Here is a 19,655-nt window from a genome sequence, read left to right on the forward strand (position 1 = left end):
AAAATGACAAAACAAATTTTAAGCATCCTCACGCTGTCTCTTTTTATTAGTATTCAAGCAATTGCGCAACAAATTGTTTCGCCTGACAAAAGCATCCAACTGAACTTCTCATTAAATGCGGAAGGCGTGCCAACCTATCAAATGTCTTTTAAGGACAAAGAGGTCATTAAAACCAGTCGTCTGGGTTTTCAGATTAAAGAGGATGAGCAAGATTTGAAAAATGGCTTTACCGTTGTGAATTCAGAAAACTCAACTTTCGATGAGACTTGGAAACCAGTTTGGGGAGAAGAAAGCGAAATCAGAAACCATTATAACGAATTGTTGGTAAGTCTCAAACAAGAACCATCGCAACGCATTATGAACATCAGATTTCGAGTGTTTAATGATGGCGTGGGTTTTAGATACGAGTTTCCTGAGCAGGCCAATTTGGGACATTTTGTGATTGAAAAGGAATTGACCCAATTCGCCATGACCAATGACCATACTGCTTTTTGGATTCCTGGGGATTATGACACACAGGAATATGATTATATCGAATCGCGACTATCAGAAATACGCGACTTGATGACCAATTCAATTACTTCCAATCTCTCCCAAACCTCATTTTCACCAACCGGGATTCAAACCTCGTTGCTATTAAAAACAGATGATGGCTTATATATTAATTTACATGAAGCCGCATTGATTGATTATTCAACAATGCATCTTGAATTGGATGATAAAGATTTCGTGTTTAATGCTTGGTTGACTCCAGATGTTCAGGGGAGTGGTCCTTATATGATGGCTCCAGCAACAACACCATGGCGAACCATCATCGTTAGTGATGATGCTACAGATATTTTGGCATCAAGAATGACCTACAACCTAAACGAACCCTCTAAAATTGAAGATACTTCTTGGATTAAACCCATGAAATACGTTGGGGTTTGGTGGGAAATGATTACAGGAAAAAGTTCTTGGGCTTATACCGACGATTTGAAAGCGGTCAAATTAGGCGTTACCGATTACACAAAAACCAAACCGAATGGAAAACACGGCGCCAACACCAAACACGTCAAGGAGTTGATTGATTTTGCCTCCGAACATGGATTTGACGGCGTTTTAGTTGAAGGATGGAATGAAGGATGGGAAGATTGGTTTGGACATTCCAAAGATTATGTGTTTGATTATGTGACACCCTATCCGGACTTCGATTTGGAAGGCATTGAGACCTACGCCAAAAACAAAGGGGTGGAAATGATTATGCATCATGAAACCTCATCTTCTGTAAGAAACTATGAACGGCATCTGGACCAAGCGTATCAGTTTATGAAAGACCATGGTTACAATGCTGTAAAAAGCGGTTACGTTGGTGATATCCTTCCACGAGGAGAAAATCATTACAGCCAATGGATGGTAAATCATTATCAATATGCAGTTGAAAAAGCAGCAGAATATAAAATTATGGTCAATGCCCATGAGGCAGTTAGACCAACGGGAATAGCGAGAACTTATCCTAATCTCATTGCTAATGAATCTGCACGTGGCACCGAATATCAAGCTTTTAGTGGTTCCAAACCAAACCATGTCACGGTGTTGCCTTTTACAAGATTGATTGGAGGCCCTATGGATTATACCCCGGGGATTTTCGAGATGGATTTGAGCAAATTAAACCCTGATAACAAATCCCATGTCAACAGCACCATTGCCAATCAATTGGCGCTTTATGTTACGATGTATAGTCCATTGCAAATGGCGGCAGATTTGCCAGAAAATTACAATCGCTTTCTTGATGCCTTTCAATTTATCAAGGATGTTGGCCTAGACTGGGAAAAGAGTGTGTATTTAGAAGCCGAACCAGGCAGTTATATTACCATTGCCCGAAAAGAAAAAGGAACCAATGACTGGTTCATTGGTAATGTGAACGGTAAGAAAGATAGGGTTTCTGAAATTAGCTTAGACTTTTTGGACAAGGGTAAAAAATACCTTGCCACCATCTATTCAGACGGAGAGGATGCCAATTACAGAACGAACCCGCAATCTTACACAATTAAAAAAATGAATGTCACTTCAAAGTCAAAATTAAGTTTGAAAAGTGTTGAAGGCGGAGGTTATGCGATAAGTATTATTGAAGTGAGGTAATTGTATTGTATTTTGACAACTCATTCCTATGTGAAATGAAACTTACAGTTGTCGTCTCCTTTGGAAACAAACAATCCGCAGAACGTTTATTTTAAACAGTCTGCGGATTTTATTTTTTGTGGTCCACCTGGAATGACATTGATCCATTTAAATAACTATAATTCAAAGTAATAGAATGACGTATTAAATTTGGATATCAAAATAGTATCAAGAAAAGGCATTTTCGCTATATCAGCACCAAGTTTATCCTTTAATACAAAAATCCAAACAACCAAAGTGGTAATTTAGTTATAGGATACGCTGCATCATCAGCAACTACAAAAGCATTTTTTATACCGCTTATTTGTTTGTTGGTTTTGTCTTTGCCTCCAACTTCAAAAGTAAACATATCGTCAACTAAAAAATCACCTTGATTAGGATATGAAACTTTATGCCGAACTGCAACTTGGGAAATAAAATAGGTTTCCCGTAAGTTTCCCTTATTTGGATCAGCCGTTGAAAATGAAAAGGCAAGATTTGGGTTGTCTAAATACACTTTTTCAGGCTTTTGAAGTGTAGCCAAACTTATTCCCGATGCATACAATAGCCTTATTAACTTTGCTTGCTCTAAAAAATGAAGATAGGTTACTACAGAATTTCTATGAATATCACTTTTTGAAGCAATATTGGTAATATTGGGCTGAAAGGGCACGTTAGCAGCAACTACATTTAACAATTGTAACATCTTTTTTGCATTGCGGATGTCAAAACCTTTTAGCTCTGCCATATCATACTCCACAATCAAGCGCAGCAATTGTTGCAAACGAGTGGCATAACCTTGTTTGTCTTCCATTGAAAACGGATAATATCCGTACTGTAAATAGTCTTTAAAATAGGCTAATGGTCTAAAATCAGAAGAAAATAGTTCTGTCCATTTACGATCTACAGATAGCATGTGCTCTAATGATATAGGCTCAAAATCATACAAATCGTTAAATGCTAAATATTCACGGAATGAAAGACCAGGCAAGGTGTACATCAACATTCTCCTACTTAAATCGCCTTCTTCTCTAGAAATATCAATAATGGAGGATCCTGTGAATACGATCTTAAGGTCTGGATAGAAGTCGTATAAGTTTTTTATATGTATAGACCAATTTTCGTACTTATGCACTTCGTCTAAGAAAAGATATACCCCTCCTTTTTTAAAGAATTCTTCGGCTGTTTCTACTAATGAATGTGTTGTAAAATAAAAATCATCTAAAGACCAATAGGTGCCTTGTGTTGGCGCTAACCGCAACTCTTTTAGCTTTTGTAACAAAAGTGTGGTTTTACCAGTGCCTCTTGCGCCTTTGATACCAATTAATCTGTTATTCCAATTTATCTCATGGTATAGGTAGCGTTTTTTTTTAGTGCTGATCCGTTGCACTAATGCTGCTGACTTTTCTAATAATTGCTCCATGGTGCATATTTAGATGTGCAATATAGTGTATTTATTGCATTTCCGTGTGTGCATATTGAGTCATTTTAATCTAAGTTCAATATTAGGATTTAATAAAAGTGTTCTAATCTAAAAAAGGATATAGCAGTGAAACGTTGAGTTATTAAAAAAAAACCTTCAAGTCGAAGGGTTTCGTGGTACGGCTTGGGCTCGAACCAGGGACCACCTGTCCCGATAGCTATCGGGAGCGTCAGGTGGATTCCCTCTTTATTTTTTCTAGGAGTTCAAGATGTTTTTTCAAGTTTAGAACATAGGTCTTGCTCTTCATGGATTTTATCTTAAGTTCCAACCTTCTAGCATTTGGGAAGTTTTTGGTCTCAATGTTTAAAAACAATACCCAATCATTGGCAGTCGAGGTAAAGGTGCTTTTGCCATACTTTCCTTTATTGTGGTTATGGATGCGTTTATTCAAGTCTTGACAGGCACCCACGTAAAATCGGTTGAGAGAATTACTGAAAAGTATATAGCAGTGGCACATTGGGCCAAGGTAATAAAAAAACCCTTCGGATGAAGGGTTTTCTAGTGGTCCCACCTGGGCTCGAACCAGGGGCAATTGAACACCATATGATTCTGGCAGGCAAGAGGTCACCGGTTCTCCCGAGGCGTCGGGACGGCATTCTCCACTAGTATCCATAGCGCTTCAAGACTTTTTGACTTTTGAAGCTTTTTTCATTTATACTCAATTTGCACGTAAACATAGTTAAAATCAAATTTGGTAATATGTAATGCCATTTGGTTTACTTTAATAGCTCTTCTCTCTTTGCGGAATGTTTTTTTAAAAGTTTCATATCCTTCATTTACTTTAACCTTCAATGCTAGATTAAGGAATTTAAGTCCCAAGAGGTCAATTAACGAGACTACTTAAAAAGACCAAAGAGGGAACTCTTAGGGCGAGGTTTTACTTCAGGTTATAAACTGGATTGAAAATCAATGGTTTCATTAAACCTGTTATACAGATTTTACCAATTTTCTCCTCTTCATTTCATTTTTTATCAAATATAGCTCTCTTGAAGTCTGACCCGCTACGGAGGTATTTTCTTCTGCTCTCCTAAACAAAAATGGCATTACATCTCTTACTGGACCATATGGCAGGTACTTTGCAACATTGTATCCGAAGTTTGCGAGATTGTAACTGATATGGTCACTCATGCCGAAAAGTTGACCAAACCAGATTCGTTTATCATTTTCTGCTATTTTACAACGCTGCATAATCTGCAATACTAAATAGGTGCTTTCTTCATTATGTGTGCCGACAAACAAAGCCATGTTTTCCAAATTCTTTATCATGTATATAAGTACTTCGTTAAAGAGTGCATCGGTCGTTGCTTTATCCTTGCAGATGGGATCTTGATATCCTAATCTAATTGCCCTTTCCCGTTCTTTTTCCATATAGGCGCCCCGTACGAGTTTCATACCTATCTTAAACCTACCTTCAGTGGCCTGTTGATGCAGTTCTTTTAGATAGTCCAATCTATCATGACGATAGAGTTGTAGGGTGTTAAATACAATTGCTGTTTCTTTATTATATTTAAACATCATACTTTCTGCCAATTCATCAGCAGCATCTTGCATCCAACTCTCTTCGCCGTCTATTAAAATAGGAACATCATACTCAAATGCTTTCCCACAAACCCGGTCATACCGATTTTTAATTCTATTCCATTCAACTTGTTCTTCTTGTGTCAGCTTTTTCCCCGCTGTCAATTTCTCATAAATCTCAAAACGGCCAAACCCTGTTGGTTTAAATACTATATAGGGTATGGCTTTGTTATGTCTGGCGTACTCCAGAGTTTTCAGAATTTTAAACATCGCCTTGTCAAATTGCCCTTCTTCTTCTTTCCCCTCTACAGAATAATCTAAAACAGCATGCACATTTTTTGAAAACATTCTATCAATTACCGGTAAGCAATCGTCTTCCGTGATTCCCCCACAGAAATGGTCAAAAACGGTAGAGCGAATCAATCCTTCGACGGGCAAACGAAATTTTAGCGCAAACTTGGTTACTGCAGCTCCTATTTTCACCAAGGTATCCCGTTTTATCAATTCGAAAAGAAAGCGCGCCCTTTCAAGTTCTGAATCTGATTTAAGCGCTAAAGCAGCTTCGGTATTATCAAATATTTTTTCCACTTAGTTCTATTTTCAGTGTATTATTCAAAACAGCGTATAGCGCACCTGAAACGATTAAAGATTGAACTGCTGGTATTCCAATAGGAAATTGATATTGTGTTAAATATCCTACCAAAAGACCCGTCATAATACTTATTGTAGCTAACCAGTTCCAAGATTTTTCTGTTGTAAACACCGTTTTACTTACAAAAAAATAATGCGCCATAATAACTCCGGCTATAACAGGAACTATTAATGCTAGCGTATAAAGGAAATTAACAAACTGGTCCATAATGCCCAATAATGCCAATATGATTCCTATTACAGCGAAAACCAGCGTCATTGTTTTTCTACCTTTGTTATCATGTAGATTAAACATATTGCACAACACCAAACCACCCGTATAATTACTTACCAATTGACTGGTCCACGTTGCGACCCATAACACCACAAAGCCCCAAGCAGGAAAACCAAGTTCTTGCATCACCTGTACGATATCTGAATTACCAGTACCCATAGACATTATACCACCGACTATAAACAGTGGGAAACCTACGATGATAATGCCCAACGGAATTAAAATATTGTCTCTCCAGGTAGGCTTTGCAAATCTTGTATAATCTGGTGCAATTAACCATTGCGCAACATTAATACTGATAACCAGATTGATTGCCCCAATAAAAGACATTGAGCCTTCCGGGTTCCATGTGGTTATTTTTTCCCAACCCATATTATTTATGGATAAATAGAGCGCTACGGTTACCAGCAGCAATCCCGCTGGTATGGCTACATAATCTACCCATTTGATGGAAGCATATCCTAAAATGGAAGGAATCGCAAAAAGAATACCGATACCCGCAGTACTTAAAATATATAACAAGAAATTTTCATCTTTATTAATGCCTACCAAAGCACTAAAAGCATCTGCGGCAACAGAGGTCTGTATGGCCCACCAACCTAAAGTCAAGGCTAAAATGACAATACCTACTATGATTCGTGATTGCTCTTTTCCAAAACTTAATGATGCCAGTGCCGACGATGTTAAGCCTGTTTTTGCACCGATATAACCCTGTATGGCGTTACCTATCCATTGAAAAAATACAAGCGCTATCATTAAAATGCCTATAATTTCTAAAAGACTAAAATTGCCTATTAGAATACCTCCTATCAACAATACCGGAATACAAAACTCTAAGCCGCCAAAAATAAAAGCGGGCACATACCAAGGTTGTCTTGCATTTTCTGGGATAGCTTCTGATGCATAATCAGTATGTTCTTGTGAGTTTGTTACTGTATTTTCCAATTTTAATAATTTAGTGATAGGTTCTCTAATTCAGTTTATGCATAGCCGCTTGACGTCCTAATGGATATTCTGAATTTTGTGAACATGACCACCCTTTAGTCCCGATAGCTATCGGGAGGGGCAAAGACATATTCGGCTATGGGATATTAAAATTAACTTTTAGCAATGTATGCGGATATACGTTTCAGTTTTATGTTTCCTTAAACAAAAAGAAAAGGATTTTACTATCCTCCAAGGTTTCGGTTTTGCGGATTTCGTCTTTATTTAAATAAATTAAATCACCCTGGTTCATGACTTTTTCGTTTCGATCTTTGGTTATAACCTTTAATTTACCAGAAACCAAATAGGTTATTTCATGAGCATCTAGTGTCTTAAAGGGAAGAACCTGTCCTTTCTTTAAAACTACCGAACCACAATCTACAGCTACTCCTTTTTCTTGTTTTTGGATGACATATTTTAAATAATCATCATTTTCTGGATAACTTAATTTTATAACTTCCATATCTTAAGCAATTAGTTATAGTCCTGCCATTTTAGGGTAATGTTCCAAAGCCTGGTCTTTGGTAATGAAGCCATTCTTTAAGTCTCTTTGGATTTTCTCTATTGGTCTGTTTTTAGGATTACCATAACCACCGCCTGTAGCGGTCACCAATTTTACCCTGTCACCCTTATGCAACTTTACGTTTGTCACAACATTGTAAGTCTCTTCAGTACCATCTGTTCTTATTACTGTAAAGTAATTATAGCTCCCTTCTTTTCCATTAAAAAGCCCCCATGTAGGAATTGAATACCCTAGAAAAGCTCCAGTTAAGAAAGCCTCTTCAGACAATATTTTAAAAGTTAGATATTGACCATTCCCACCTTGAAATTCACCGTATCCACCTCCTTCGTTATGAAACGCATATTCTTCTACTACTACTCCGTATTTTCTTTCTCGCGTTTCTGCTGGAATGTTGTAAGACTCTCCGTGTGCATAAGAGAATTGTCCACGATTTCCATCGTGAGTGGCACAAGCTCCCCAACCTCCAGAAAGAGGTTCTGCTTGAACGTAAAACTCATTGGTTACGGGATGAATACCAGAAATATACGTCACACATACCGATCTAAAATGTCCAGCGGGTAATTTATCTGGCACAACAGGGCCTAATGTTTTTAGCAGTAAATCTATTGCCGCCAAAAACACTTCATAATAAACAGATATTGGTGCAGGTGCTTCTGCACTCACGATTGTCTTTTCTGGACAAATTAATTTTACATGCTTAAAAGAGCCATTATTGGCAGGTAATGTTGGCGTTGTTATAGATTTAAAAGCTGCTCTAACTGCAGTTTCTAAACCTGTTCTTGATAAATTCAGCGGACCTTTTAACTGTTCGTGAGACCCTGTGAAATCACAGGTCATATTCTCATCTGATATTGTTATTTTTAATTTTATTGGAAAAGGACCATTCCCAAAACCATCATTTTCTATCCATCCTGTATTTTCATAAACTCCATTCGGAATTTTTTTCAACTCTTTTAAGCTAATTCGTTCCCCATATTCCATGAATTCTTCAGCAGCTTGTTTATATGCTTCCAAACCATATTTGTCTATGAGTTTTATAATTCTTTCTGCACCAACTTCATTTGCTGCAACACCAGAAAATAAATCCCCTAAAGTACTTTTTGGCAATCTCACATTGGCCTCAATCATTTTAACGATGGCTTCATTTATCTTTCCTTCTTCCTTTATTTTGATAAAAGGAAAATGCATCCCCTCTTGATAAATTTCTGTGGATACGGTTGATACTGAACCTGGGTTTGTGCCACCTATATCTGTCCAATGTGCTTTATTCACAGTAAAAGCTACGCGTTCACCTTTATAAAAAATAGGCGTGATTAAGGCAATATCTGACAAATGTGTACCACCGCCAACATAAGGCGTATTCGCCATAATGACATCACCTTCTTTTAAAGGATTGTCTTCTCCAAATCGCTCTAATGTTTCTTCTACCACAAGGCTCATTGCGGCCAAAAAAGTAATTACCCCATTACCTTGCGCAAGCAATCGTCCTTCCCCGTCTGTAATACCGACGGCATAATCCAGTGCTTCGTAAATTATAGGACTCATACTGGTGCGCTGAATAGTTTCAAACATGGCTTCACCAATTGAGATTAAGGAATCCTGAATGATATCTGATGTAAATTTATTTAAACCCATGATTACTGTATTTTACTGATAATAATATTTGCATATTCATCAATTCTAAATTGATACTTTGGCGGAACAACTGTTGATGTAGATTGTTCTACAATAATTGCAGGGCCTTCAATCGTCATACCGGGGTCTAATTTATCCCTATCAAAAAAGTTGCTATCATGGATACCATACACATCAAAATCTACTTTTTCAGTAGTAATTAATGCATCTTCTACTGTATTGCCCCTTGACTCAACTTTACCAATAACTGGCTTGTTTACGATGACCTCTGCAACAAGATGATAGTTAACAATTTCAATATTTGTGTCCGCAAGGCTAAACGCATATCGCTTCTTATGTAGTTGATGAAAATTATTTTCTATTTCATCCATTTTCAAATTGGATAAACTGGCTAAACCGAGCTTTACCGAATGTTCTTGCCCCTTGTATCGCAAATCTAAATAATACTCAAATTTGATATCTTCTTTTTGATACCCATCTCTTTCATAAGCTTTAATGGCTTCGTTTTTCATTTCTTTAAAGACATTCTTTAAAGCTGAAAACTTATCCTCATTCAAGTCCATAACGTCTGTACGAATGTAATCTCTTCTCAAATCTGACATTAACATTCCAAAAGCTGAAAACACACCAGCATTTAATGGCACTATGACCTCGGGCATTTGTAGTTCTTCGGCCAAATATGCTCCGTGCATGGGGCCACCACCTCCAATAACGACTAAAGTAAAGTCCCTTGGATCATAGCCTTTGTTTACAGAAACACTTTTCAGGGCATTGACCATATTAGAATTGGCAACGCGAATAACACCACGTGCCACTTCTTCAATAGTCATATCCAATTCTTCACAAAGGGGTTTTGCCGCTTTTTCCAAACTGTCAAAATCCGGTTTTAATTCACCCCCTAAAAAGTAGTCTTTATGTATGCGGTTACAGACAACGTTGGCATCTGTTGTTGTAAAATCAGAACCGCCTTTACCATAGGACGAAGGTCCTGGGTTGGCAGCAGCACTTTTTGGTCCAACGCGCATTTTTCCTCCATCATCTAACCAAGCAATACTTCCTCCACCGTTTCCTATTTCTACAATATCAATAACTGGTGTAAGAATGGGAAAGCCAGCTTGGGTTTTTGTCTTTTCGATATTATACGTTGTTACTATTTTTGGTGTTCCATTTTCAATCAAGGAACATTTCGCTGTGGTGCCGCCAATATCCAACACCAATAAATTTTCTTTACCTATAGTTTTACCCAATACCACGGCACCAAGCATACCACTTGCTGGGCCAGATTCAATTAACGTTATTGGGTTTGCTTTTACATCTTCCACGGTAGTAATTCCACCATTGGATTGCATGATGTACAAATCATTTTTGTATCCTAGCTTTTGTAAATGATGGGTTAGATTATTTAAGTATTTTGTAGCTAATGGTTTTACATAAGCAGAAAGCACAGTGGTGCTCGTGCGCTCATATTCTCTCCATTCCCTAGTAACTTCATGCGAAGTTATAACTTCGAATTGTGGGTATTTAGCACGAATATAAGTCGCCAATTGTTTTTCATGAATAGGATTTTTATACCCATGTAAAAAGCAAATTGCAATGGCTTCTACACCTTCTTCTATAAATGCTTCTATATGTTTATCTACTGATGTATCATCTAATGGCGTAATAATTTCTCCTAAATAATTGATACGTTCTTTGACTTCTTGCCTTAAGTACCGCTCTACAAACGGCTCTTCTTTTTTAAAGTTGAAATTGTACAAGTCTGGTCTTGTGCCTCTGGCAATTTCTAGAACGTCTCTAAATCCTTCGGTGGTGATCAACGCTGTTTTAGAACCTTTCCGTTCTGTAATGGCGTTAATGACTACGGTTGTGCCGTGAGCGAAAAAATCAATGGTATTTAAATCTAAATCTATTTTTTTAATAGCATTTAAGATCCCTTTTTCGAATTCGCCCGGTGTTGTGCTGGATTTGGACACCTCGACCTTTTTGACTTCTTTGGTTTCTCTATCGAAATCGAAAAAAACAAGGTCAGTAAAAGTGCCTCCAATATCTGTTGCGACTCTCATATTACTTAATTATTTAGTATTTACTCTAACTACAATTTTTCCTACTTGCTGATTTGATAGCATATATTCATAGGCTTTTTTGTAGTCTTTGAAATCAAAAACTTTACTCACTACTGGTTTTATTGCTCCCTTTCCAACTCTATCTAAAATGTAAGCCTTGCATTCGTTTAATTTAACGATGTCTTCTACATGGTTAAATTGAGAATAGGCATCCATTGTTGCTTTTTTTCTAATTAATGGGACTAGGGGAAATAGTGTTGGGTTTGGATCTAATAATCCATAAATAATTACAACAGCCCCTGTTGATAACGCTTCTAAATATTCATCACAAAAAGCTCCAGCGACAGGATCATACACAAAACTCACACCTTTTCCATTCGTTATTTCCATCAATCTTTTTTCGACTGGCTCTTCTTTTGTTACAATTAGATGATCTATGCCAAGTTGTTTTAGCTCCTCTTTTTTAACACTTGTTCTGGTAGAACATATGGCAATAGCTCCGGCATCTCTTGCCAATTCAAAACAACCATATCCTGCAGAACTAGAGATTGCTGGAATAAAAACATAATCTCCTTTTTTTACGCTACCAATATGGAATAAGGCAAAATAAGCAGTAGAATATTGCATCCAAATAGAACAAGCTTCTTCAACCGTTAAATTTTTAGGTGCTTTAGTTAAATAGTCTTGGGGCACAACAGCATACTCGCCTTGCACACCATATTTAGCGGTATTAAACGGTATGGAAGTCACTCTATCGCCTACTTTAAAATCGGTTACCTTGTTGCCGACCTTAACAACTTCACCAGTGGCTTCTGACCCAATTCGTGAAGGAAAATCTGGCACTGTTGTATGGAAACCTTGGTAATGAAGGACATCAGCTCTATTAAGGGCAAAGGCATCTACTTTAAACAAGACCTCATCATTCTCAGGGTCTTCCATGGTTACATTCTCAAGAGCCAATACATCTAACTCTCCGGTTTTGTGGAATCTTATTACGCTACAATTAATTTTCATGTTTTTTTATTTCAGTTTAGAAAATGTATTAACCATCTCCCCAGTTAAATTTAGGTAGGGAAAAGAATTAAAAATCAATTATTATATTGTATTTAGAAGGTATAAGAAAGGTCAATACCCACTGTCGTCGGCGTATTTGGAAATCTTAAATTGTTGAATCCAAATTCGGCTGTTGGAAAAAATTCAGTATTGAATTTAGTGTCAAAAATATTATTTGACCATACCGTTACACCGAAGTTATTTAACTTCAGATTGACTCTGGCGTTCACAAGTGTATATGGTTCTTGTTTGTATTCTTCCAAAGGATCCCAGTATTGCGTACCTCTACTATCTACATTAACATGAAAGCCTAATGTTGATTTCTCCGCTAATTCAAAATTAGCATTGGCACCAATTTGAAACGTACTTTCTATTGTAAAAGGTGAAGTATTTCCGCTAACATCTACTTCTTCGCTTGTTTCATAATCAAATGCTGCAGCGTTGGTCAATCTGTTATAAACTCCTTTTTTTATCTCACCATCGTTTAATCCTAAACTTGTAAAGAAATCTAGGTAATTGGTTGCTCTGAATTTTAGTTCAGTTTCGAATCCTGTAATTGTAGATTCCTCAAAATTATAAATACCTAAAACAGCTGGAGTCACAGGAATAAAGGTGTATTGTTGTTGATTTTCGAAATCGATACGGTAAAATGCGTTATTGAAAATAATTCTATTGTTCAAGAAACTTGTCTTTAAACCAAGCTCGTAGTTATTTGTAAATTCCGGCTCATAAGTCCTTCCAAATTTTACAGTTTCGTCAGAATTGAACCCACCACTTCTATAGCCACGCCCATAATTGGCATACCCTAATATCGTTTCAGAAAATTCATACGCCAATGAAAATTTTGGTTGCCATACGGTAATGTCATTTTCTATGCTAGTGTTTGATATGCGAGATTCATTTGTGAGTTTATCATAATCTACACGTACCCCAGCAGAAACTGTGAACTTTTCGGTCAATTTATAGTCTACAAATCCAAAACCGGCTAATGTCTCTATGGTATTATCATCGTCGTTCCCAACCAATGGGTCCGTGCTATAATTTGCGTTTTCAGCAGAAGCATCTACAAAACCACCTTCATAATAGGTTCTGTTTAGGAAGGTAGAAGTGTTTAAATAGCGATTACTATTTTGGTACAATGTTCCAACGGTGTAATCAAATTTGGAGTCCTCACCATAATCTGAGGTCAACCTAAACTCTTGGCTAAACGTATCTGAGTCTGATGTTTGAGATACTTTACTAAAAGCATATTGAGAATAATCATTTTCCCCAATGTAATAACGTCTGGTGGCATTAAAAGACGTAACGGATTGAAACTTTGCTTTGCTCAACGATCCTTCTACCTTAAGGCTACTCAGTGAGTTCGAGAGATCTGAATCTCCCAATACATCACCGAACGGTTCATTAGAATAGTCATCATCTGCAAGTACAGGAATGGATGGGTCAAAAAGATCGGTTTTAGTTACATAATAGTTACCCCCAGCTTCGATCTTGAAATTATCTTGGACAAAAACGGCCGACCATCTTGGGCTAAACCTATATTTCAATTTTCCTCTAAAATTAACTTCCTCAGAAAAATCTGCTTTTTGATTTAAAAAGGTATTGTTAATCAAACCATCAAAACTGCTATACCTACCTGTAACACTATAATAGAACTTGTCCTTGGTGAAAGCCCCAGAGGAAGAGAGCCCGGCGCCATATAGCCCGCCATTACCCGCTGTAAGCATCACTTTTGTTTTATTCTTGTTTGTTGGATCTTTTGTTACAATGTTAACTGCACCTGCGATGGCATTTTTACCATATAGCGTACCTTGAGGACCTTTTATAAATTCCAATAGCTCAATATCGTACAATGACATATTCATGGCACTTGCATCTGGCAATGTCATACCATCTATTACTACTGCGACAGGAGATTCTGCATTTCTAATTTGTGAAATTCCACGAACGGTAAGAAAATTTACACCTGGTTGCTGTGCTTGTGTAAAAGTAACATTTGAAATTTGTGCTGTAAACGATTGAATATTGTCAATGCCACTAGCCTCTATCGTAGCAGCATCGATCGCAACTGTAGTTTCCGGTAAACTTTGAATGGCTTGTGTTCTAACACGCGCCTTACTTGCAACAGATCTAAACCCTTGTACAGTAACCCCCTCCAATTGACTGGCCTCCTCTTCTAATATTATGTTTAGAAAATTACCATTGATAGTTACCACTTTTGTTTTAAACCCTAAATAGGACACTTCCAATTCTTTGGTAGATTCTGCCACCGATATAACGAATTCACCATCAAAATCAGAAACCACCCCATTGGTCGGGTCTGATTTGTCAACTATTGTTGCTCCCGCAATAGGGTTTCCTAATGAGTCAACAATAGTACCCCCAATATCCTTTGACTGTTGGCTATAACATACCTGTGCGAGTAAAATGAAGAATAAAAATAATTTTTTCATAATCGAATTGTTTGTTAGCAGTGCTTTGAATTATCGATGGCCAATATATATTTATTATTTATTAACTGGAATTATTCCTATTAACTTATTATTTAATTAATTAAATAGGAATTCAACAGGAATTATGTTATAATTGGCTTAATATAAACATTTAAGACGATGTCCAAAAGAGGAATTGAACTGTCAAATAATTTTTATCTTGGTTTGCACAAAGAGCTTTTACAGCTTTTTTATAAGCATAATTCCATAGAAATTAAATCCTTAACGGTTTTCCAACTTTATGGTTTTGGCAACTATGACGAGGGGAGCGCAAACCTAAAAAGCTTCATCACTGAGAAAACAGGCAAATGGATTAACGGGAAATATTTATATAACAAAAAGAGAGAAATAGATGCAAGTCACAAGACAAAAATTAAGATAAGAAGAGACTACCTAACCATTTTAGTGACAGCCGCGGGCTATCAAGGCTACAATGACTATCTCCAGAATTCCACTTACATCAGTGCTGATGTTAGAGAGGTAGAACAAGCAATATTGCAAGGTTCCGTTAAGAATGAACATGTGCTATACTATGTAGGTTACTACGTAGAAGATAGGCGGTACTACATCAAATCAAAGTTCACAATATACCAATTGAAATCTGCCTCTTGGGAAATCTTATATTGGGAGAGAGATGAAGAGCCCACTACATATAGTTATTTTGGAAAATGCGTTCCAACGGGAGATAGTGCTTTATCTTTTTACTTTAGCAAAGAAGATTCCAGTTTGAACAAAGAATGTTTTGTGAATTTGTTTTATGGTAATAATATGAATAATAAACCCGTGCTTCTAGGTGCCTATTGTGGTTTTGACAGAAGCAACAATCCCGTGATAGGCAAACTCATTTTTGAAGAGGTAGCTAATGCGGAAGCACAGAACGAAAAAGTAAGAAGCCATGAAATAAATCCGATATTTCATCACCATCTTTATTCACAAAGATTAGAAGTAGATGGTGTTTTGCCCCATAAGGATTCTGATTTAGCCGTCTCAATCAATCGTTTGGAGATAATTAATTTTTTAATTGGCAGCTATAGAGGGTATTATCTAGACAGTAATGACTACCTCATTCCAATTTCTTTTCAAGTTATAAATGAGTTAGGGGAAATTAAACTCAAAATCAATAAGACCAATTTTGAAGGTATAGGAAGATTAAGTATTACTGAAAACTATTTGATTTCTGAATTTAATAAAAAAAATCAACCTTCTTATTCGCAATTCTCTTTGCAAGTTCAACCCTTAGAGAAGGATTTGTTCGTTAGTCATATGTTAATTTATACGGGAGGTAATGTGATCAATGGAAAAGGTCTATTGTGGAAGATGGACGAAAAGAAATCAAAAGAGATTCCTCTAACCAACGAATTCTATATTAATAAAAGTGATATAGAGCCCGAAAAGGTTGAAAAAATAAATCAATATCTCTGATGTTAAACTGAATTACTTTTCAAGATTTACCAGATAAATCCTTTTTCTTTAAATCCCGGGTCTTGAATTTTATGTGCAAATAAAAAAAGCTCCCAAGAATTAAATCTTGAAAGCCTTGAATTTACTAGTGGTCCCACCTGGGCTCGAACCAGGGACCACCTGTCCCGATAGCTATCGGGAGAGTCAGGTGGATAAGGTTGTTATTTTTCTACCATCTCTTGGTATTTCTTAAGGTTTAGGATATAAGTCCCTGTATTCACGAACTTTATCTTTAGTGGTAATAAAAAAACCCTTCAGATGAAGGGTTTTCTAGTGGTCCCACCTGGGCTCGAACCAGGGACCACCTGTCCCGATAGCTATCGGGAGAGTCAGGTGGATAAGGTTGTTATTTTTCTACCATCTCTTGGTATTTCTTAAGGTTTAGGATATAAGTCTTGGCCTTCACGGACTTTATCTTTAGTGGTAATAAAAAAACCCTTCGGATGAAGGGTTTTCTAGTGGTCCCACCTGGGCTCGAACCAGGGACCACCTGATTATGAGTCAGGTGCTCTAACCAGCTGAGCTATAGGACCGTTGGTTATTTTTTATTTCAATATGTTCACTTATCCTGTACCACCTGTCCCGATAGCTATCGGGAGAGTCAGGTGCTCTAACCTCCCGATAACTATCGTGGAGAGCTATAGGACCGTTGGTTATTTTTTATTTCAATATGTTCACTTATCCTGTACCACCTGTCCCGATAGCTATCGGGAGAGTCAGGTGCTCTAACCTCCCGATAACTATCGTGGAGAGCTAAAGGACCGGTTTAGAGGATGCAATATTACTACTTATTTTAAAATCTTACAACAATTTTAGGGCTTTATCTCTTGGCACAGCTCAATCAAAACGCCATTGCTGCTTTTGGGATGTAAAAAAGCAATCAGCTTATTGTCAGCCCCTTTTTTGGGAATTTCGTGAATCATCTTAAAACCTTCGGCTGTTAATCGTTTGATTTCGGCCTCAATATCATCTACGGCAAAGGCAATGTGATGGATGCCTTCGCCTTTTTTTTCAATGAATTTAGCAATGGGACTTTCTGCGGAAGTGGCTTGAAGTAACTCCACTTTATTAGGACCTGCCTCAAAAAAGGAGGTCGTGACCTGTTCACTTTCTACGGCTTCGGTCTTGTAATGTTTTTTTCCGAAGAGCGCAGCAAACAACTCATTGGAAGCTTCAATGTCCTTGACCGCTATGCCAATATGTTCTATTTTTGTTAAGCCCATGGTTTAATTTCGATTTAAGAATTAGTGATTTAGAAGCAATAATAAAGACTTGGTTCTAATTAGTTGACAAACAATTTTTAAACAACCCGATTTTTAGGGTGCTTAAGTTTTTTGTAAATAAATAAAGCTTTGATATTCAATATGTTTAAAGGCCTTCTGAATAATTCCTTGAACACGAAAAACCAAAAAATCACAACGGCAGTTTCAAGCTTGAACAGGAGTGGATAAGTTAATCGTTTGGTGCCTTACTTCCGAAGCAATTCCCCTTTTTACCCTCAAAAATAAGATTTTACTCAAATATCGCCTACTTTTGCAGTCTAAAATACGGTATGCTCGCATACGACCACTTGAAAGTTGTTCCACCAAATTAACGATGATCGATTGAGAACGACTTAAAACTCAAAATTATGGAAGAAACAAATAGACAAAAGAAAATAGCAGGCATCTTGCAACAAGACCTCGCCGATGTGTTACAAAAAGCAGCTACCGATGGCGGTTTGCGAGGCGTCATTATCTCTGTAAGTAAGGTCAATGTGACCGCAGATCTATCGGATGCGAAGGTTTTTTTAAGTATTTTCCCAAACAATAAAGCTGCCGAACTGTTGAAAGGCATCAAATCAAATACGCCATTGATTCGCCATGAACTCGCACAACGTACCAGAAATCAACTGAGACGCATGCCTGTATTGGAATTTTTTGTGGATGATTCTTTAGAATACATTGAAGGTGTTGAAAAAGCACTCAAACGTGAAGAGGATCCCATCAAGGACGCCGATCTGCTTTCTAAACGTAAAAAATCCTAAGTGAATTTTGCCCTTTATATCGCTAAGCGTTACCTTTTTTCCAAAAGTAGCAACAATGCCATAAATATCATGACCATTATTGCAGCTTCAGGAACCGTGATTGCTGCTGCGGCTTTATTTATTGTACTCTCGGGGTTTGCGGGCTTAAAGACTTTTAGTCTGGAGTTCTCTTCATTTGTGGACCCCGATTTGAAATTGTTTCCTTCGGAAGGCAAATCGTTTTTATTTACAGATGCTGAAAAATCTGAAATCCAAAAGATCGATGCGATTGAGGTCTACTCCAAGACCATTGAAGAACGTGTGATTCTCGAGTTTGACGATAAGCAACAAATCGTGACCTTAAAGGGGGTGGACGAAAATTTCACTAAAGTCACTGCCATCGATTCCATGGTGTATTATGGCAGTTGGTTAGATCCTGAAGCGAGTCAAGTGGTTGCTGGCGGCGGAATTTCGAACAAATTGGGCTTTGGGATTCTCGATTTCTCCAAAAGTCTGAAAATATACGTGCCTAAACCCGGAAAGGGTCAAATCACTTCCATTCGTGGTGCTTTCAATAGCGTTACTGCTTACAATGTGGGCGTTTTTGACATCAATGAAGACCTTAACAACGAGGTGATTTTTTCCGATATTGAGACCGCTTCCTATCTCGTCAATTACAAAAAAAACCAATTGTCTTCCATAGAGTTTAAGCTCAAAGATGGCGCAAACCAAGCGGAAGTGGCGCAGCAGATTGCCTCCATCTTTGGTAATAAGGTTAAGGTTAAAAACCGAAATCAGCTTAACGACGCGCTCTACAAAATGCTTAATACTGAAAACGTAGCGGTGTATCTTATTTTTACGCTAGTCATCATCATCGCTCTTTTCAACGTGGTTGGTGCGCTTATCATGATGATTTTGGATAAGAAGGAATCCTTGAACACGCTCTTTAATTTGGGCACTACCACAAAGGATATTCGGCTTATTTTCTTTTTTCAGGGGAGTTTAATGACGGTGCTTGCTGGTGTTTTTGGATTGATCATTGGCTTTGTGATCGTGTATTTGCAACAACAATTTGCACTGGTTATGATTACCCCTTCTTTACCTTACCCTGTTGAAATCCAAGGCATTAATTTTGTCATTGTGCTTGCCACGATTTGTACCTTCGGAATTCTGGCCTCAAAATTGGCTTCGCAACGCATATCGAAGAATTTGGTTAAGAGTTGATGCATGCTTCAGTGATTTCTCCTCGCAGAGGCGCAAAGCCTTGCTAACACATTCTTTTTTCGCAAAGTCGGAAGGATGCAAAATGTTCCTGACAGGTTAATTTCAAAATATACTTTAATGAATCTATCAAGAATATCAGATTATAAAGTT

The 19,655-nt window shown here is 37.4% G+C and carries 14 protein-coding genes and 1 tRNA gene; 4 read left to right on the forward strand and 11 right to left on the reverse strand.

Annotated elements, in window-relative coordinates:
- Nucleotides 1-3: 3 nt before the first annotated feature.
- Complete coding sequence (locus ESY88_RS12450) at nucleotides 4-2,121, forward strand: glycoside hydrolase family 97 protein (protein WP_147086993.1); 2,118 nt, start codon at nucleotides 4-6, stop codon at nucleotides 2,119-2,121.
- Nucleotides 2,122-2,371: 250 nt separating this feature from the next.
- Here the strand turns inward: ESY88_RS12450 and ESY88_RS12455 are convergent, their stop codons facing one another.
- The 9 genes from ESY88_RS12455 to ESY88_RS12495 all read right to left on the reverse strand — a co-directional run bounded on the left by ESY88_RS12455 (nucleotide 2,372) and on the right by ESY88_RS12495 (nucleotide 14,776).
- Nucleotides 2,372-3,562, reverse strand: a complete 1,191-nt coding sequence (locus ESY88_RS12455) for an ATP-binding protein (RefSeq protein ID WP_147086994.1) — start codon at nucleotides 3,560-3,562, stop codon at nucleotides 2,372-2,374.
- A gap of 229 nt (nucleotides 3,563-3,791) precedes the next feature.
- Entirely contained in the window at nucleotides 3,792-4,235 is a 444-nt protein-coding gene (locus ESY88_RS12460; protein WP_147086995.1) for a GIY-YIG nuclease family protein, read from the reverse strand.
- 314 nt (nucleotides 4,236-4,549) lie between these two features.
- Nucleotides 4,550-5,728 (reverse strand): proline dehydrogenase family protein, encoded by a 1,179-nt coding sequence (locus tag ESY88_RS12465; protein ID WP_147086996.1) that lies wholly within the window; start codon nucleotides 5,726-5,728, stop codon nucleotides 4,550-4,552.
- The gene (locus ESY88_RS12470; protein ID WP_147086997.1) at nucleotides 5,712-7,010 is read right to left on the reverse strand and encodes a cytosine permease; all 1,299 of its coding nucleotides are present in this window, start codon (nucleotides 7,008-7,010) and stop codon (nucleotides 5,712-5,714) included. Before ESY88_RS12470 ends, ESY88_RS12465 begins: the two co-directional genes overlap by 17 nt.
- 190 nt (nucleotides 7,011-7,200) lie before the next feature.
- The gene (locus ESY88_RS12475; protein WP_147086998.1) at nucleotides 7,201-7,512 is read right to left on the reverse strand and encodes a cupin domain-containing protein; all 312 of its coding nucleotides are present in this window, start codon (nucleotides 7,510-7,512) and stop codon (nucleotides 7,201-7,203) included.
- Nucleotides 7,513-7,527: 15 nt separating this feature from the next.
- A complete protein-coding gene (locus tag ESY88_RS12480; RefSeq protein WP_147086999.1) occupies nucleotides 7,528-9,207 on the reverse strand; it encodes a hydantoinase B/oxoprolinase family protein in 1,680 nt (559 codons plus the stop codon).
- A 2-nt stretch (nucleotides 9,208-9,209) separates the two neighbouring features.
- A complete protein-coding gene (locus ESY88_RS12485) occupies nucleotides 9,210-11,270 on the reverse strand; it encodes a hydantoinase/oxoprolinase family protein (RefSeq protein ID WP_147087000.1) in 2,061 nt (686 codons plus the stop codon).
- A 9-nt stretch (nucleotides 11,271-11,279) separates the two neighbouring features.
- On the reverse strand, nucleotides 11,280-12,284 hold the full coding sequence (locus ESY88_RS12490; RefSeq protein WP_147087001.1) for a zinc-dependent alcohol dehydrogenase family protein: 1,005 nt from the start codon (nucleotides 12,282-12,284) through the stop codon (nucleotides 11,280-11,282).
- A gap of 92 nt (nucleotides 12,285-12,376) precedes the next feature.
- Entirely contained in the window at nucleotides 12,377-14,776 is a 2,400-nt protein-coding gene (locus ESY88_RS12495; protein WP_147087002.1) for a TonB-dependent receptor, read from the reverse strand.
- 159 nt (nucleotides 14,777-14,935) lie between these two features.
- Here ESY88_RS12495 and ESY88_RS12500 point away from each other — a divergent pair, with 159 nt between their 5' ends.
- Nucleotides 14,936-16,237, forward strand: a complete 1,302-nt coding sequence (locus tag ESY88_RS12500) for a hypothetical protein (RefSeq protein WP_147087003.1) — start codon at nucleotides 14,936-14,938, stop codon at nucleotides 16,235-16,237.
- A gap of 498 nt (nucleotides 16,238-16,735) precedes the next feature.
- Here the strand turns inward: ESY88_RS12500 and ESY88_RS12505 are convergent.
- A tRNA-Ile gene (locus ESY88_RS12505) sits at nucleotides 16,736-16,809 on the reverse strand.
- 279 nt (nucleotides 16,810-17,088) lie between these two features.
- The gene (gene mce, locus ESY88_RS12510) at nucleotides 17,089-17,499 is read right to left on the reverse strand and encodes a methylmalonyl-CoA epimerase (RefSeq protein WP_147087004.1); all 411 of its coding nucleotides are present in this window, start codon (nucleotides 17,497-17,499) and stop codon (nucleotides 17,089-17,091) included.
- A gap of 407 nt (nucleotides 17,500-17,906) precedes the next feature.
- Between mce and rbfA the strand changes: the two genes are divergently transcribed.
- The gene (gene rbfA, locus ESY88_RS12515) at nucleotides 17,907-18,302 is read left to right on the forward strand and encodes a 30S ribosome-binding factor RbfA (protein ID WP_147087005.1); all 396 of its coding nucleotides are present in this window, start codon (nucleotides 17,907-17,909) and stop codon (nucleotides 18,300-18,302) included.
- Nucleotides 18,303-19,505: an ABC transporter permease gene (locus tag ESY88_RS12520; protein WP_147087006.1), complete on the forward strand. Its 1,203-nt coding sequence runs from the start codon at nucleotides 18,303-18,305 to the stop codon at nucleotides 19,503-19,505.
- Nucleotides 19,506-19,655 lie beyond the last annotated feature (150 nt).

This window comes from Subsaximicrobium wynnwilliamsii, assembly GCF_007997225.1.
In the GTDB taxonomy this organism is placed as follows: Bacteria; Bacteroidota; Bacteroidia; order Flavobacteriales; family Flavobacteriaceae; genus Psychroserpens; species Psychroserpens wynnwilliamsii.

What these genes read in the sequence shown, in the direction of transcription:
- ESY88_RS12460 (WP_147086995.1), bottom strand. Translation starts at nt 4,235, where the DNA reads ATGGATACTAGTGGAGAATGCCGTCCCGACGCCTCGGGAGAACCGGTG.
- ESY88_RS12485 (WP_147087000.1), bottom strand. Translation starts at nt 11,270, where the DNA reads ATGAGAGTCGCAACAGATATTGGAGGCACTTTTACTGACCTTGTTTTT.
- ESY88_RS12480 (WP_147086999.1), bottom strand. Translation starts at nt 9,207, where the DNA reads ATGGGTTTAAATAAATTTACATCAGATATCATTCAGGATTCCTTAATC.
- mce (WP_147087004.1), bottom strand. Translation starts at nt 17,499, where the DNA reads ATGGGCTTAACAAAAATAGAACATATTGGCATAGCGGTCAAGGACATT.
- ESY88_RS12500 (WP_147087003.1), top strand. Translation starts at nt 14,936, where the DNA reads ATGTCCAAAAGAGGAATTGAACTGTCAAATAATTTTTATCTTGGTTTG.
- rbfA (WP_147087005.1), top strand. Translation starts at nt 17,907, where the DNA reads ATGGAAGAAACAAATAGACAAAAGAAAATAGCAGGCATCTTGCAACAA.
- ESY88_RS12450 (WP_147086993.1), top strand. Translation starts at nt 4, where the DNA reads ATGACAAAACAAATTTTAAGCATCCTCACGCTGTCTCTTTTTATTAGT.
- ESY88_RS12495 (WP_147087002.1), bottom strand. Translation starts at nt 14,776, where the DNA reads ATGAAAAAATTATTTTTATTCTTCATTTTACTCGCACAGGTATGTTAT.
- ESY88_RS12455 (WP_147086994.1), bottom strand. Translation starts at nt 3,562, where the DNA reads ATGGAGCAATTATTAGAAAAGTCAGCAGCATTAGTGCAACGGATCAGC.
- ESY88_RS12475 (WP_147086998.1), bottom strand. Translation starts at nt 7,512, where the DNA reads ATGGAAGTTATAAAATTAAGTTATCCAGAAAATGATGATTATTTAAAA.
- ESY88_RS12490 (WP_147087001.1), bottom strand. Translation starts at nt 12,284, where the DNA reads ATGAAAATTAATTGTAGCGTAATAAGATTCCACAAAACCGGAGAGTTA.